Annotated in this window: 13 protein-coding genes; 9 read left to right on the top strand and 4 right to left on the bottom strand. The window is 52.7% G+C overall.

Translation table 11 applies throughout. The features are described 5' to 3' along the window. Positions 1-38 precede the first annotated feature (38 nt). The 4 genes from CWE23_RS07245 to CWE23_RS07260 all read left to right on the top strand — a co-directional run bounded on the left by CWE23_RS07245 (position 39) and on the right by CWE23_RS07260 (position 5,021). Complete coding sequence (locus CWE23_RS07245) at positions 39-1,226, top strand: thiamine pyrophosphate-dependent dehydrogenase E1 component subunit alpha (protein ID WP_105306764.1); 1,188 nt, start codon at positions 39-41, stop codon at positions 1,224-1,226. Next, entirely contained in the window at positions 1,226-2,203 is a 978-nt protein-coding gene (locus CWE23_RS07250) for an alpha-ketoacid dehydrogenase subunit beta (RefSeq protein WP_105306763.1), read from the top strand. The genes CWE23_RS07245 and CWE23_RS07250 overlap by 1 nt, the downstream gene beginning before the upstream one ends. A gap of 12 nt (positions 2,204-2,215) precedes the next feature. Further along, positions 2,216-3,781 (top strand): dihydrolipoyllysine-residue acetyltransferase, encoded by a 1,566-nt coding sequence (locus CWE23_RS07255; RefSeq protein WP_126819900.1) that lies wholly within the window; start codon positions 2,216-2,218, stop codon positions 3,779-3,781. Between the two features lie 193 nt (positions 3,782-3,974). Then, positions 3,975-5,021, top strand: coding sequence for an endonuclease/exonuclease/phosphatase family protein (locus tag CWE23_RS07260; RefSeq protein WP_126819901.1), 1,047 nt, complete (start codon positions 3,975-3,977; stop codon positions 5,019-5,021). Between the two features lie 71 nt (positions 5,022-5,092). Here CWE23_RS07260 and CWE23_RS07265 read toward each other — a convergent pair whose 3' ends face one another. Next, positions 5,093-5,995 carry a DMT family transporter gene (locus CWE23_RS07265; protein ID WP_241970577.1) on the bottom strand — a complete coding sequence of 301 codons (903 nt, stop codon included), beginning with the start codon at positions 5,993-5,995 and terminating at the stop codon, positions 5,093-5,095. A gap of 115 nt (positions 5,996-6,110) precedes the next feature. Here CWE23_RS07265 and CWE23_RS07270 point away from each other — a divergent pair, with 115 nt between their 5' ends. After that, the gene (locus CWE23_RS07270) at positions 6,111-6,518 is read left to right on the top strand and encodes a VOC family protein (protein WP_105306760.1); all 408 of its coding nucleotides are present in this window, start codon (positions 6,111-6,113) and stop codon (positions 6,516-6,518) included. Here CWE23_RS07270 and CWE23_RS07275 read toward each other — a convergent pair. Both CWE23_RS07275 and CWE23_RS07280 read right to left on the bottom strand, forming a co-directional pair. Then, positions 6,515-7,306 carry an SDR family oxidoreductase gene (locus CWE23_RS07275; protein WP_126819902.1) on the bottom strand — a complete coding sequence of 264 codons (792 nt, stop codon included), beginning with the start codon at positions 7,304-7,306 and terminating at the stop codon, positions 6,515-6,517. The genes CWE23_RS07270 and CWE23_RS07275 overlap by 4 nt on opposite strands. A gap of 3 nt (positions 7,307-7,309) precedes the next feature. Next, positions 7,310-8,881 (bottom strand): AbgT family transporter, encoded by a 1,572-nt coding sequence (locus CWE23_RS07280; RefSeq protein WP_105306758.1) that lies wholly within the window; start codon positions 8,879-8,881, stop codon positions 7,310-7,312. Between the two features lie 84 nt (positions 8,882-8,965). Between CWE23_RS07280 and rnhB the strand changes: the two genes are divergently transcribed. From rnhB to CWE23_RS07300, 4 genes are all read left to right on the top strand, one after another. After that, positions 8,966-9,529, top strand: coding sequence for a ribonuclease HII (gene rnhB, locus CWE23_RS07285; RefSeq protein WP_105306757.1), 564 nt, complete (start codon positions 8,966-8,968; stop codon positions 9,527-9,529). A 65-nt stretch (positions 9,530-9,594) separates the two neighbouring features. Continuing rightward, positions 9,595-10,560, top strand: a complete 966-nt coding sequence (locus CWE23_RS07290; RefSeq protein WP_105307758.1) for an isopenicillin N synthase family dioxygenase — start codon at positions 9,595-9,597, stop codon at positions 10,558-10,560. A gap of 10 nt (positions 10,561-10,570) precedes the next feature. Continuing rightward, entirely contained in the window at positions 10,571-12,358 is a 1,788-nt protein-coding gene (locus tag CWE23_RS07295) for a bifunctional metallophosphatase/5'-nucleotidase (protein ID WP_126819903.1), read from the top strand. Then, the gene (locus tag CWE23_RS07300; protein ID WP_126819904.1) at positions 12,358-13,578 is read left to right on the top strand and encodes a multidrug effflux MFS transporter; all 1,221 of its coding nucleotides are present in this window, start codon (positions 12,358-12,360) and stop codon (positions 13,576-13,578) included. The genes CWE23_RS07295 and CWE23_RS07300 overlap by 1 nt, the downstream gene beginning before the upstream one ends. Here the strand turns inward: CWE23_RS07300 and CWE23_RS07305 are convergent. Further along, positions 13,575-15,146, bottom strand: a complete 1,572-nt coding sequence (locus CWE23_RS07305; protein ID WP_105306754.1) for an AbgT family transporter — start codon at positions 15,144-15,146, stop codon at positions 13,575-13,577. The genes CWE23_RS07300 and CWE23_RS07305 overlap by 4 nt on opposite strands. Positions 15,147-15,240: the final 94 nt, after the last annotated feature.

Below are 15,240 nucleotides of genomic sequence, written 5' to 3' on the forward strand. Positions count from 1 at the left end.
GCAAATTTCCACCCTGCTAACAACCGAAAGAGAAGGTTATGGCCAAGGATAAAAAACACAACACTGAAATTGTGACCAAACCACAGTGGTTTGACGGTGAGTCAGTCACAATTCCCATGCTGCAAATCCTCAAGGAGGACGGCAGTTTTCATCAGGGCGCTGACATGCCTGAGTACGATAAGGACCTTATCGTAAAAATTCACGATACCATGCAGTTCATCCGGACACTGGATGAACGTATGATTGCGGCGCAACGTCAGGGACGTATCAGTTTCTACCTGGCTTCACGCGGCGAGGAAGCCGAGAGTGTCGCTTCTGCTGCGGCATTGGACAGCGGTGATATGATCATGGGTCAGTACCGTGAACAGGGCGCCCTGGCGTACCGCGGCTTCACGGTTGAACAGTTTATGAACCAGCTGTTTTCTAACGAAAAAGATTTAGGGAAAGGTCGTCAAATGCCAGTACACTATGGTTGTGCTGAGCTTAACTTTATGACCATTTCCTCGCCGTTAGGGACACAAATCCCGCAGGCAACCGGTTACGCCTTCGGTCAGAAGATGGATAAAACCGGTAAATGCACCATTTGTTACTTCGGTGAAGGTGCGGCCTCTGAAGGGGATTTCCATGCTGCGCTGAATATGGCGTCGGTTTACAAAGTGCCGGTGATTTTCTTCTGCCGTAACAATGGGTACGCTATCTCGACACCGTCTCAGGGCGAACAGTACGGTGGTGACGGCATTGCACCGCGCGGCATTGGTTATGGCATCAAAACCATCCGGGTGGATGGTAACGATGTGTTTGCGGTGCTTAAAGCAACCCAGGAAGCCCGTCGCCTGGCGGTCGAGGAAAACGAGCCGGTGCTGATCGAAGCGATGTCGTACCGCATGTCAGGTCACTCAACCTCGGACGATCCGACCGGTTATCGTACTCGCGAAGAGGAAGAGGGCTGGAAGGTCAAAGATCCGTTGGATCGCCTGCAAAAGTGGATGAAGAACGAAGGTTGGCTGAACGATGAAGACGTTCAGCAGCAACACGAAGAGGTTAAAGCCAAAGTACTGGCGGCGCTAAAAGAAGCCGAAAAAGTACCGGCCCCACACATCGACGAACTGATCAACGATGTGTATGACGAACCAACGCCGCTGTTGAAAGAACAGTTGGAAGAACTTAAGGCACACATCCGCAAATACCCGGATGCGTATCCGAAAACGTCAGGGAGACTGGACTAATGGCTAAAATGAATTTACTGCAGGCCATCAACAGCGCACTAGACCTGGCGATGGCAAAACACGACAACGTCTACAGTTTTGGTGAAGACACCGGTGGTTTCGGCGGCGTATTCCGCGCAACGTCCGGCTTAACGGAAAAATACGGCAAGCACCGCAACTTCAACACGCCACTGGTTGAGCAAGGTATTATCGGCTTCGCTAACGGCTTGGCGTCGCAGGGTAGCTATGCCGTTGCTGAGATTCAGTTCGGTGACTATATTTTCCCGGCGTTTGACCAGATCGTCAACGAATCGGCTAAGTTCCGTTATCGTTCGGGTAACGAGTTTAACGTTGGCGGCCTGACCATCCGGACGCCATACGGCGGCGGTATTGCCGGCGGTCATTATCATTCTCAGTCACCAGAAGCGTATTTTGCGCACACGCCGGGCATGAAAATTGTGACCCCGCGTAACCCTTATGAAGCGAAAGGGCTGTTGCTGAGCGCGATCTTCGATCCAAACCCGGTGCTGTTTATGGAACCGAAGCGTTTGTATCGTGCCTCGACCGGTGATGTGCCGGAAGAAGAATATACGATTCCATTAGGCAAAGCCGATGTGGTCAAAGAAGGTACCGATATCACGGTACTGGCCTGGGGTGCACAAATGGAAGTGACCGAGAAAGCGGTCGAAAAAGCCGAACAAGACGGTGTTTCCTGTGAAGTGATCGACTTGCGTACGATCCTGCCATGGGACGTCGAAACGGTAACCCAGTCGGTATTAAAAACCGGACGTTTGGTGATTTCTCAGGAAGCCCCGATTACCGGCGGCTTTGCCAGCGAAATCGCGGCGACAGTGCAGGACAAATGTTTCCTGTATCTTGAGTCTCCAATTGCCCGTGTGTGCGGTATTGATGTGCCGTATCCGCTGTGTCACGAAAAAGAGTATATGGCCGATCATCTGAAAATTTATGAAGCCATCACTCGCTCAATGAATTACTAAGGACCCATCGACATGAGTAAAGATTTTATTCTGCCCGATATCGGCGAAGGGATCGTAGAGTGCGAAATCGTTGAGTGGCTGGTAGCCGAAGGGGATCAGGTTAAAGAAGATCAACCCGTGGTTGAGGTGATGACCGATAAAGCCATGGTTGAGATTCCGGCGAAGGAAGATGGCGTGGTCGAAAAGCTGTATTACGCCAAGGGCGATATTGCCAAAGTTCACGAACCTTTGTTCCGCATTAACGCCGGTGGTGATGCCACCGAAGAACAACCGACGGAAGAAGCCAAGCCCGCGCCAGAGCAAACGCGTGACTCTGGTTCTGCGGCGGCAACCACCGACTTTATCCTGCCTGATATCGGCGAAGGTATTGTTGAGTGTGAAATTGTCGAGTGGCTGGTGTCTGAAGGCGACCAAGTGAAAGAAGATCAGCCAGTGGTCGAAGTCATGACCGACAAGGCAACCGTTGAAATTCCGGCCAAAGACGATGGCGTTGTGGTTAAGTTGTATCACAAGAAAGGTGATATTGCTGAAGTTCACAAACCATTGTTTGCACTGCAGCCTGCCGGCGGTGTTGAGTCAGCTCCGTCAACATCGGCCACCCAGAAAACAACAACCGACGCCTCGGCTAAGGCGGAAGCGACGGCTGAGCCGCCAGCTAAAGCCCGTCAAGGCAAGGCCATTGCCAGTCCGGCAGTGCGCCGCCTGGCTCGCGAGAACGACATTAATATCGCCGACGTGCCTGGCTCAGGTAAAAAAGGCCGGGTGCTGAAGCAAGACATCGAAGCCTTTAAGTCGGGTGATGCAACAGCGGCCAGCCGCACAGACGATGCTCACGCCTCTGACGCAGCTCCTGCCGCTGGCACGACTACCGGCGGTACCCGCACCGAAGCGATTCGCGGCGTGAAAGCGGCGATGGCAAAACAAATGATGAAGTCGGTCAGTACCATTCCGCACTTTACCTATGCGGATGAGTTTGACGTCACTGATTTGATCGCACTGCGCGAGAAGCTGAAGGAACAGTATAAAGAAAAAGGTATTCGCCTAACGGTAATGCCGTTCTTTATTAAAGCGCTGTCGCTGGCGTTGAAAGAGTTCCCGGTGATGAATGCTCAGGTCAATGAAGACTGTACAGAGATCACCTATTTTGACGATCACAACATCGGTATGGCGGTGGACACCAAAATCGGTCTGCTGGTGCCTAACGTCAAACAGGTGCAGAACAAGAGCATCATTGATGTTGCCAACGAAGTGACGCGCTTAACTCAGGCAGCGCGTGAGGGCAAAGTGCCACAGGCGGACATGAAGGGCGGCACCATCAGTATCTCCAATATCGGTGTTATCGGTGGTACGGTGGCAACACCAATCATTAACAAACCGGAAGCAGCCATTGTCGCGCTGGGTAAAGTGCAGGAACTACCGCGCTTTGATGCCAACGGCAATGTCGTAGCCCGTAAGATCATGACCGTAAGCTGGTCCGGTGATCACCGCATCATTGACGGTGGAACCATCGCCCGCTTTAACAAACGCTGGCAGGAATTCCTTGAAGATCCTACCAGCATGTTGGTCAATATGGTGTAGATCGCGTCCTAACGCGAGATGATCGCCCGGCAGCAGGTTCGTAAGACTTGTTGTCGGGCATCCATGCTCTCCCACATTCGCCGGCGAGGGCATCGCTGCCAATCAGCAATCCAGTAGCACTCCCGCCACGTTAATTGTTGCAGTTTATCCTTCCGTGCAGTAGCGTTAAGTTAATGCATAAAGGGATTTACTGATGTTTGTGTCAATTCATCTGACCGTTGCTATCATCCTCGCGCTGCTCTCGTTGGCGCCGTTATTGCGTGTTCAACACTGGCTCATTCGCGGGCTGGATTTTCCGCGGCTGCAGTTAACGGTAGTGCTGGTTTTCTGGCTGTTGATGGGGGTGTTTTATTTTGAATCCTATGGCCTGGCCGAATCGTTATCCCAGGCCCTATTGGCGATCACCCTAGCGCGACAGTTGCGCTGGATTATTCCGTACACGCGCTTTTTTCCGGTTGAGGTTGAGTCGACGACGGATCAATCGGCAGTCGGCATCAAGATCATGACGGCTAATGTGCTAACGCCCAACCGGAACAGCGAGCAATTAATACGCTTTATCAAGCACTATCAACCGGATGTGATCATTACACTCGAATCGGATAGCTGGTGGCAACAACAACTGGCGGTGATCGAAGATGTCTATGCCTACACGGTTAAAGTGCCATTGGATAATCTCTATGGAATGCATCTGTATTCGCGTTTGCCGCTGCACAACAGTCAAGTGCGTTATATCGTTGAAGACGATAAGCCATCGATTCACACCTGGATAGAACTGGCATCCGGCCAGCGCATCAAAGCGCACTTCGTGCATCCGGCACCGCCAAGTCCTTCCGAAAACGAAGCCTCGACGGAGCGGGATGCGGAACTGTTGCTGTTGACGGAAGACATTGACGAGAAACACACTCCAACCATTGTCGCCGGCGATCTTAATGACGTCGCCTGGTCGCGCACGACCTTATTGTTCCGCAAAATGAGTGGCTTGCTGGATCCACGCATTGGCCGGGGGATGTTTAATACTTTCCACGCCGATTACTGGTTTGCCCGCTGGCCACTGGACCATATTTTCCATAGTCATCACTTTGCCTTGGTCAACGTCGAACGCTTACCCGCCTTTGGTTCCGATCACTTTCCGCTACTAACTGAACTCGCCCTGAAACCCGAACTCAACAGCCCCGAGGACGCTCCCGACCCCGACGCCGCCGACGAAGAGCTCGCCCGCAACCTCCGCCAGGAGGCCTGAGTCATTGCACGCTGAACAAAAAATACGGCAGGGCGGCTGATACCTCTTAAGCAAGGGGGGGGGCAATCGCCTTATCGCCTTCTTTTTTGTTCAAGGCGCAGGCGCTGCAGGATCAAGCCGCTGATGATGAGCAATAGGCCGGCGATGGTACTGGGGTAGATGGTTTCGCCGAGGATTTGATTGAGCAACAGGAGCGAAATGAAGGGCGACAGAAAAATCAGGTTGCTGATCAGTGAAGTGTTGGTGGCGGTTTTCATGGCCATCATCCAGAACAGGAAGGTGATTCCCATTTCGAACAGACCAACGTAGCTGACGGCGAGCCAACCTTGCCAGGGAATGCCGCTCCAGTCGCTGCTGAACAGACTCCAGATGATGAGAAACGGCAGCGCCAGGCCAAATGCGAGTACTAACTGGACGATGGATTCGGCGTTGCGTTTGGTGTTAATGATCCAGTAGGCGGCCCATAAAAATGTCGACAACAGCGCCCAAAATACTCCGATTGGATTGGAAAAGCTTAAACCCAGCAGGTCGCCGCGGGTCGCAATCACGAATACGCCCAGGTAGCCGAGGGCGCTGGCGATCCAGTCGCGTTTTCTGATTGGCTGTTTTAATACCACCGCCGCCATAAAGGTCAGTGCGATTGCCCAGGTATAGTTGAGTGGCTGCGCTTCGGAGGCGGGCAGCAATGAGTAAGCTTCAAATAACACCAGATAGTAGAGCGTAGGGTTGAGTGCGCCGATCAGGAGGTAATACAAAGGCATTCGACGCAGTTCGAGTAAGATCAGCGACTGCTTGCCTCTTATCAGTGCGATAACCAGCAAGATAGCGAAGGAAACCGCGGTCGCGGCGGTGACCATTTGCAGTGGCGTTAGGTATTGCAAGGTGATCTTAAACGCCGTGGCGACGGTCGACCACAGTAATACCGCAGTCAATGCGAAGCCCATGGCTTTTTTGTCGTTGGCAGTCAATGCCACAGCGGCTCCTTGCTTTGGTTCTGGTTACGGCTGTTACGCGGGAGCATAGCGTAAATAAGTCGTTTATGCGTATTAAAAATTGTTATGCTAAAACGAAAACAGCAGGAGTTTTGTTATGCAACCGACAATCAGTGTCGTGACGTTGGTCACCGATAACCTGGAGCGCGCAGTGCGCTTTTATCGGGACGGTCTGGGGTTGCCAACAAAAGGTATTGTCGGCAACCCGGAGGATGATACACAGGTGGCGTTTTTTAACCTTAACCAGGGGTTCAAGCTGGCGCTTTGGCCGCGTTCTAGTCTTGCTCGTCAATTGGGGACGACGGTGCAGGGGAGCGGACATATGTTAAGTCATAATGTCACCACGCAAGCGGCGGTTGATGAGCTGGTGTTAGCTGTCGAAAACGCCGGCGGCAACGTTCTTAAGCGGCCCCATCGACAACCCTGGGGCTGTTATGGGGCGTACTTTTCTGATCCTGACGGACATTGTTGGGAACTGACCTACAACCCGAAATACGCGGGTTAGGCGTCGCGTTTAGCGACAATACGCCGCACCAGACCGGGGAAAAAACGTTTCAGTGTTGGTGCTAACGCGCTCAAACCTTTGCCGATAATCGCTTCTGCCTTATCGGCTTCAATCGCTTTGATGATGCCCTCAGCACAGTGTTCTGCGCTGATTCCCTGTTCGATTTCAGGATCGTTATGGCCTTGTTGTTGGCCATCTGCCTGTAAGGCGTTGATGGCAATTTGTGTGTTCACAAAACCGGGTAAAATGCTGGTGACCTGCACATTGTGTTCGGCCATTTCGGCGCGCACACAGTCCATATAACCAAGCACCGCGAATTTTGCACCAGAATAGCCACTGCGCAGCTTACTGCCGACCTTTCCAGCGACACTGGCGACGGTGACAATATGCCCGCAACGACGTTTTACCATCGACGGCAAGACCACCTGATTCAGCGCAACCACGCCAAAGTAGTCAATCTCCATCAACTGGCGGTACACCGACAAATCGGTATCCAGTGCTTTGCTGCGCTGAGAAACGCCGGCGTTGTTGATCAGTATATCAACGTCGATGTCGGCCAAAGCCTGCTGTGCGCTTTCTCTGGCCTGTTCCGGACGGGATAGATCCAGTGCCAACACGCGATGGTTATCGGTGTTTGGCAAGGACTGGCGCAGTTCCTCGAGTTGCTGCTCTCGGCGCGATGTCAGAATGAGTCGTGCCCCACGCTCAGCGAGTTGCTGTGCCAGGGCTAAACCGATGCCTGATGAGGCACCGGTTAGCCAGATGGTCTTGTCCTTAATGGCGGTCATCGGTTAGCCCGCCGGGTAGGTGTAGCTGGCCTGGAAGCCCAATGGAATGCCCAGCGTCCAGTAAACGATCAGGAAGGCAGACCACAACACCAACAGTGATACCGTAAATGGCAGCATCATCGCCACCAACGAGCCGATACCGGTGCCTTTAACGTAACGTTGGCAATACAGCACCACCAGCGGGAAGTAAGGCAGTAACGGTGTGATGATGTTACTGGTGGAGTCACCGACACGATAGGCCGCCTGGGTAAGGTCAGGCGAGTAACCCAATTGCATCAGCATCGGTACAAAAATCGGTGAAATCAGCGCCCATTTCGCGGAGGCCGAACCGACAAACAGGTTAATGAACGCCACCAGGAAAATCATGCCGACCATGGTAACACCACCGGACAGCTCCAGGCTGGCGAGGAAGTTTGCGCCTTTTACCGATAACAGTGTGCCCAATTGTGAGTCGCCGAACGCCTTAATGAACATGGCACAGAAGAACGCCATGACCATATAGTAAGCCATGCCTTCCATCGATTTGGTCATCGCGCCGATGACGTCCTGCGAGTTGTTAAAATTGCCGGAAACAAAACCGTGTACCATCCCCGGGATGATGAACAACAGGAATATCAGCGGTACGATCATGCCCATCAGCGGCGCCGCGAACGAGGCCAGTTCGCCCGTTGCCGGATCGGCCAATGGGGAGTTTTCCATGGTGGCGGCAAAATACAGCGCCACCAAACCCGCAACCATGGTCGCCGAAGCCAGATAAAACGCTTTACGGTCACGCGGGGTGACGTCATCAAGTGCCGGCATATCATCCTGATCACCGTCCAGCTTGGTACCCCGTAAACGTGGCTCAACCACCTTATCGGTCAGGAACCAGCCTACCGCGACCACCAGAATCGATGAGGCAGCAGTAAAGAAATAGTTATTTAACGGGTTTAACTGTACTTCCGCATCGATAAGTTGTGCCGCGGTCTGAGTAAAGCCCTGCAACAGAGGATCAATGGCTGACGGCACAAAGTTGGCACTAAAACCACCGGAAACGCCGGCAAATGCGGCGGCAATACCCGCTAACGGATGGCGTCCGGCAGCGTAGAAGATTACCCCGCCCAATGGGATAACCAACACGTAACCGGCATCAACGGCGGTATGGCTGACAATAGCGACCAGAATCAGTACGGGGGTCAGTAAGACCTTAGGGGTCACGTTCAACATCAGTTTAATGGCGACGTTGATGTAGCCCGAGCGTTCAGCAACGCCAACACCCAACATCGCGACCAATACCACGCCTAATGGTGCAAAGCCCATAAAGGTGTCGACCATATTAGCGAGGAAGTCGGCCATTTCGGTGCCGCTGAGCAGGTTGACGACGTTAATGGCCTCGCCGGTCAGCGGGTGTTTCTCGTCGAAGGACACGCCGGAAAATAGCCACGACATGGCCCATACGATGAGCAACAGGCCAAAAAACATAACAGCGGGATCGGGGAGTTTATTACCAACGCGCTCGACGCCATCGAGCATGCGGTTGAGCAGACCTTTTGGCTTTTCCATTGCCTCGCGGTCCGGTTGTGGTGAATCTGCCATGAGAACCTCTGGTTGTTATTATATAATGTTACAGTTCAGAGGGTATGATAACCATTATTTAACCGTGTAACCAAGAGAGAATCCATGATTTGTGGTACCGATGAAGCAGGGCGGGGACCCATTGCCGGTCCGGTTGTTGCCGCTGCGGTTATTCTCGACCCCGATAATCCTATCGAAGGGTTGAATGATTCAAAAAAATTGAGTGAAAAGAAACGTAACGCACTTAGTCTGGAGATTAAGGAAAAAGCCCTTTACTGGGCCATCGCACAGGCGGATGTCGATGAAATCGATCGCATCAACATTCTGTGGGCGTCGATGAATGCGATGACGCGAGCGGTTGAAGCATTGCCTGTGGCACCGAGTAAAGTGTTGGTGGACGGTAACCGGGTGCCGCAGTTGCAGGTGCCGGCTGAAGCTATCGTTGGCGGTGACGCCAGTGAACAGTGCATCGCTGCGGCGTCGATTTTGGCAAAGGTGGAGCGGGATCGGCAAATGCTGGAATGGCATCAAAGGTACCCGCAATACGAATTTGACAAACACAAAGCCTACGGCACCGCCAAACATCTGGAGTTGCTCCGGCAGCATGGACCTTGCCCGATCCACCGCAAGAGTTTTCGGCCGGTGAAGGAACTGCTGGCTGGCTTGTGAAAAGGGCCTCAAAGCCTTAAAATAACCGATTATTCTGACGTTTAAATACATTGATGGAAAACAGCATGCAGTCTGCCTCACACTCGATCCCGCACGTGGATATGCGCCAATACGACGACAATTTTGAAGCCTTCACACAGGCCGTCGGTAATGGCTACGAACAATATGGATTTATCGCACTGACCCACCATGGTGTGGACACCGCACTGATTGAACGTGCGCTGGATACCTGTCGTGATCTGTTCGCCTTACCGGAAGCGGTTAAAATGCAGTATCACCGTCCGGGACAAGGTGGCGCACGGGGTTACACACCGTTTGGGACTGAAATTGCGAAAGACGCCAAGCATGTAGACTTAAAAGAATTCTGGCATGTTGGCCGTGACGTTGAGGGTGAGCCAAAGTACCCACAATTGTTGCCAAACGTCTGGCCGCAGGAACTGCCGCAGTTTAAGCAGGATATGACGGCGATATACCGTGAGCTGGACAAATTGGGTAATAAGGTGCTGGACGCGATTGCGGTATTCCTCGATCAGCCGCGGGATTTTTTCCGTGATAAAGTCAACAACGGCAACTCGATTTTACGGCCTTTGCATTATCCGCCGATCATTGATGAAGGTACGCCATCGGTTCGCGCCGGTGCGCACGAAGACATTAACGTGCTGACGTTGTTGGTAGGCTCACGTGAACCGGGACTGGAAGTGTTGGCGAAAGACGGCACCTGGGTGCCAGTGACCATCATCGAGGGAGCCATCATCTGTAACGTTGGTGATATGCTGCAGCGGTTGACCAACCATGTACTGCGGTCAACCACTCATCGCGTGGTTAACCCGCCGGCACCTTATAACGCACAATCACGGTATTCGATTCCGTTTTTCCTGCATTTTAATCCCGATGTGATGATCACGCCGTTAGCGAGTTGTATCAGTGATGATAATCCGCAACGCGACGAACCCATTACGGCTGATGATTACTTGATGGAACGTTTACGCGAAATCGGTCTGGTTAAAGATAACGAAGACAACAACGCATAGGACAAACATCATGGCATTAGGTCGGTTGTCGGCGCTGGCAGCATCGTTTTTACTCATCGCAGGTTGTGCCAGCCAGGCACCACAGGCACCGGAAAACATGCGTTTGACGGTGTTGCATGTTAATGACCACCATTCAAACCTGGCGCCCAAACAGCGCCAGTTAAGTTGGGGTGGCCAACAGTGGCAGGTAGAAAGTGGCGGCTTTCCGCGGGTGGCAGCGCAAATCGATCAATTGCGGGCGCAAAACGAGCAGGTGCTCACCTTGCACGCGGGTGATGCGATAACCGGTAGTTTATTTTTTACCCTGTTCGGCAGCGAACCGGACGCGGTGATGATGAACCAGGTTTGTTTTGATGCATTTACGCTGGGTAATCACGAATTTGATAAAGGTGATGAGGGGCTTAAGACCTTTCTTGACCAATTGGGTACACCTGCCTGTGATACCGCTAAGTTATCGGCTAATGTGAAACCCGAGCTGGGTGTGTCGGCACTCACTCCCAGCAGCATGACGGACTCTTTTCGTCCTTACACGGTATTCGAGCGTGGCGGACATCGTATTGGTGTGGTCGGGTTGACCATCGCGACCAAAACGAAAAAATCGTCACAGCCGGATGAAACCACTCAGTTTGAAGATGAGCTCGTGGCCGCACGTCGTGCTATCAGTCAATTGCAGGCGCAAGGGGTCGAGAAAATCATTTTACTGTCTCACATTCAATACCAGCGTGATTTGGCATTGATTCCGCAACTTCCGGCGGTGGATGTGGTGATTGGCGGTGATTCGCACACGTTGTTAGGTGACTTCTCCGAGTTTGGCATGCAAGGCGAAGGGGCTTACCCCACGGTGTTAACCAATGCTGACGGTGAAACCGTTTGTCTGGCACATGCTTATCAATACAGTCAGGTGGTTGGCGAGCTGCAGGTGGACTTTCGTGGTGATCAGGTCGCTTCATGCGGCGGCCGCCCGCACTTTTTATTGGGGAATGAGATCACGCCGGTGGAAGGGGCCGTTACCACATTAAAGCCGATTAAAACGGCGCTGCAGAACAGCGGTGTATTCAGTTTTGTTGAGCCAGATCCGGGCGTGCAACGATTACTCGACAATTACCAGCATCAAGTGGATGAGTTTTCCGGCGAGGTGTTGGCACAGGTGCCTGAGACCATCTGTAATCAGGAGATTGATTTACCGCGTCGGCCAGGTTGCTCGGATGTGCTGAGTTCCGCGGCACACCGGCTGACGGCACAAGCGTTCCTACACGCGGTGCCAGACGCTGATTTTGCATTGCAGAACGGTGGCAGTATCCGCGGTGATATCGAAGCCGGGGAGTTCACCCGCGGTGATGCCTTCAGTCTGCTGCCATTTGCCAATACACTGGTAAAAATTGAAATCAGCGGCTCTGAGCTGAAACAGGTCATGGAAGAGGGGCTGGCGTATGCGGTGTCTGACGGCGGTTCAACGCGAGCCTATCCTTATGGCGCCGGTATTCGATATGACGTCAATTTAACCGAAAACTTCGGCGATCGTGTCGCCAACCTGCAAGTCTGGGACAAAGACAGCGCTAGCTGGCAACCGGTGCGTCCGCGGGACACCTATATTGTTGTGACCAACAGCTTTATTGGTGGTGGTCAGGACGGCTATGAGACCTTTCACAGCTTATCCGAGCGTGGGCGGACAACCAACACCGGAATTGATTACGCCGAGGCGATGGCCAATTACGCCAAAGCGCAAGGGGTGCTGACGCGGCCGTCGGATTATGCGACGCAGTCGTATGTTCCGTTACCCAAAAAGGTGAATAACTGATGGCTCGTGGTTACGAGCCAGTTCCCGTCTCAGATAACGCCAGATTTGATTTAACCGTTGTTATTCTGGCGTTGTTAACGGCCTTTGCGCCACTTTCCATCGATATGTATTTGCCGGCGTTTACCGCCATTGCCAACGACTACGCCACCGATACTCATCGTGTTGAACTGTCGTTAACGGCGTTCTTTTTTGGTTTATTCATTGGCCAGTTATTGTATGGCACCGCGACCGACAAGTTTGGCCGCAAAAAGCCACTGTATGTCGGTCTGGCAATCTATGTGGTGACCTCGGTGGCCTGCGCCTGGGCGCCGAACATCGAATGGTTGATTGCGTTACGCTTTTTTCAGGCTATTGGTGCCTGTGCCGGCATTGTGATAGCGCGCGCCGTTGTCCGCGATTTGTATACGCCACAGGCGTCAGCGCGGGTGTTTTCATTTCTCATTCTGGTGATGGGGGTCGCGCCGATCCTGGCTCCGCTGTTTGGTGCTTATGTTACTGAATTCATGGGCTGGCGCGCTTTATTCTGGATCGTCGCTGCGCTTGGCGTGGCTTGTGCGTTAACCATCCATCTGGTGTTGCCGGAAACTCGCGGACGGCGCTACGACGTGCGTATGCGACACAGCGGTAAAACCTACTGGGCGGTGTTAAAGGACGCTGACTTTTTACGCTACTCGCTAACCGGTGGCATCGCGCAGTCGGGTTTGTTTGCCTACATTACCGGCTCGCCGCTGTTATTCATCGAAGTGTTCGGACTTAGCCCGACGCATTACAGCTGGCTGTTCGGTGCAAATGCAATCGGTATCATTGGCTTTTCGCAGCTTAATGGCTGGCTGTTAAAATACGTTGCTTCGCGCAAAATACTGAATGTGTCACTGCCTATATTAGCCTGCGTGTCGATGGTGATGGCAGTTGCTGCGTACCTTGAGGCGCCGATTTGGGGCATTCTGATCCCTTTATTTGCCTATATTTCAACGCTCGGGCTGGTGTTTCCTAACGCCATGGCCGGCGCGTTATCGAATCATCAGGAACGGGCAGGGTCAGCGTCTGCGGTTACCGGCAGTCTGCAGTTTTTCATTGCCGGGCTGGTCTCAATGGGAGTGAATTACGTCAGTACCTTCAGCGATTACGCCATGGCTTGGGTGATAGGCGGAGCAGGCCTGATTGCGGTGGCCTGCTACCGCCTGTTGCGGCGACCGGAAGTGGTCGACGCTATGCGTTAACTGCTGTAATAGGTCGGTGCTTCGGGGCCGACCGGCATACCCAGGGCAAACACCCAGATAAAGAACAGAATGGTCCAGCCAATAAAGAAGATGATCGAGTACGGCAGCATCATCGCAATCAGTGTACCAATACCGAGATCCTTCTTGTAACGCGCGGCCACCGCCAGGATCAGTCCAAAATAACTCATCATCGGTGTAATCACGTTAGTGACCGAGTCACCAATACGGTAGGCTGCCTGAATGACTTCCGGCGCGTAACCGACCAGCATCAGCATGGGCACAAAAATCGGTGCGGTAATCGCCCACTGTGCTGATGCGGAACCCAGCATCAGGTTCACAAAACCGCAAATCATGATAAAGAACACGAACAGCAATGGTCCGGTTAAACCCATGTTGGTCAAAAATTCGGCGCCGTTAATCGCGAAAATGGTGCCGAAATTGGTCCATTTAAAAAAGTTCACAAACTGTGCCGCGAAGAACACCAGTACGATGTACATACCCATAGTGCCCATGCTGTGTGACATGGCGTCAATAACGTCGCGATCGTTCTTCATGGTGTTTACGGTGCGCCCGTAAACAAAACCGGGAATGGCGAAGAAAAAGAAAATATAAACTACAACGCCTTTCAGGAAGGGGGATCCTTTTACATCGCCGGTTTCCGGGTGACGCAAGATGCCCCAGTCCGGAACCACGGTCAATGCCAGCAAGCCGCCCAAGGCCAATACTGCCAATCCGGCGTAAATAAGGCCGCGTTTTTCCTGACGGTTCAACGGCTCCATGGACGACTGATCGGATAAATCGATGGAAGCTTCGTCGTCGTTATACTTACCGAGTTTGGGCTCGACGATCTTATCGGTAATCAGCGCACCCATGATGGCGATTAAGAAGGTGCTCACCATCATAAAATACCAGTTGGCTTCGGCACCGACGGTGTAGTCGGGATCGATAATACGCGCGGCTTCAGCGGTAATACCGGACAGTAACGGATCAACCGTACCGATCAGCAGATTGGCACTGTAGCCGGCGGAAACCCCGGCAAAGGCCGCTGCCAGACCCGCTAACGGGTGACGTCCAAGGCCATAAAAAATCATCGCTGCGAGCGGAACCAATACGACATAACCCAGCTCCGATGCGGTGTTCGAGATAACCCCGGCAAACACGACGGTTACGGTAATCAGTTTTGGCGGTGCCTTCATCACCAGTCCACGCATGGCGGCGGAAATCAACCCCGAACGCTCGGCCACGCCAACACCTAACAGCGCCACCAGAACCGTACCCAACGGGGTAAAGCCGGTAAAGTTGGTGACCAGGTTGGTGACTATTTTCTGTACGCCTTCCGCGGTCATCAGACTGACGGCTTCGATAACGGTTTCACCGTCTCTGGGGTCGATGGCACTGACGCCAAAGTAGGCCGCAATAGCGCTGGCGATGATGATAAACAAACAGAACATCGCAAATAGAGTGATAGGGTGGGGTAGCAGGTTACCTAACCATTCAACGCCATCAAGAAAGCGCGTAAACCAACCACGCTTGCTGGTGGCGTCATAGCTGTTATTCGAAGATTGCATAAAGACTACTCTTATTATAATGATTTAATTCAGCGGATGATTCTATCGAACTTTGGACGTTAAAAAAACGGGCATAAAAAAACGGCACTCCGAA

The sequence above is a fragment of the Idiomarina aquatica genome, from assembly GCF_003987185.1.
GTDB classification, from domain to species: domain Bacteria; phylum Pseudomonadota; class Gammaproteobacteria; order Enterobacterales; family Alteromonadaceae; genus Idiomarina; species Idiomarina aquatica.

Bases quoted from the DNA above. Each gene is read 5' to 3' on its own strand.
- CWE23_RS07245 (WP_105306764.1), top strand. From the start codon at position 39: ATGGCCAAGGATAAAAAACACAACACTGAAATTGTGACCAAACCACAG.
- CWE23_RS07250 (WP_105306763.1), top strand. From the start codon at position 1,226: ATGGCTAAAATGAATTTACTGCAGGCCATCAACAGCGCACTAGACCTG.
- CWE23_RS07255 (WP_126819900.1), top strand. From the start codon at position 2,216: ATGAGTAAAGATTTTATTCTGCCCGATATCGGCGAAGGGATCGTAGAG.
- CWE23_RS07260 (WP_126819901.1), top strand. From the start codon at position 3,975: ATGTTTGTGTCAATTCATCTGACCGTTGCTATCATCCTCGCGCTGCTC.
- CWE23_RS07270 (WP_105306760.1), top strand. From the start codon at position 6,111: ATGCAACCGACAATCAGTGTCGTGACGTTGGTCACCGATAACCTGGAG.
- CWE23_RS07275 (WP_126819902.1), bottom strand. From the start codon at position 7,306: ATGACCGCCATTAAGGACAAGACCATCTGGCTAACCGGTGCCTCATCA.
- CWE23_RS07280 (WP_105306758.1), bottom strand. From the start codon at position 8,881: ATGGCAGATTCACCACAACCGGACCGCGAGGCAATGGAAAAGCCAAAA.
- rnhB (WP_105306757.1), top strand. From the start codon at position 8,966: ATGATTTGTGGTACCGATGAAGCAGGGCGGGGACCCATTGCCGGTCCG.
- CWE23_RS07290 (WP_105307758.1), top strand. From the start codon at position 9,595: ATGCAGTCTGCCTCACACTCGATCCCGCACGTGGATATGCGCCAATAC.
- CWE23_RS07295 (WP_126819903.1), top strand. From the start codon at position 10,571: ATGGCATTAGGTCGGTTGTCGGCGCTGGCAGCATCGTTTTTACTCATC.
- CWE23_RS07300 (WP_126819904.1), top strand. From the start codon at position 12,358: ATGGCTCGTGGTTACGAGCCAGTTCCCGTCTCAGATAACGCCAGATTT.
- CWE23_RS07305 (WP_105306754.1), bottom strand. From the start codon at position 15,146: ATGCAATCTTCGAATAACAGCTATGACGCCACCAGCAAGCGTGGTTGG.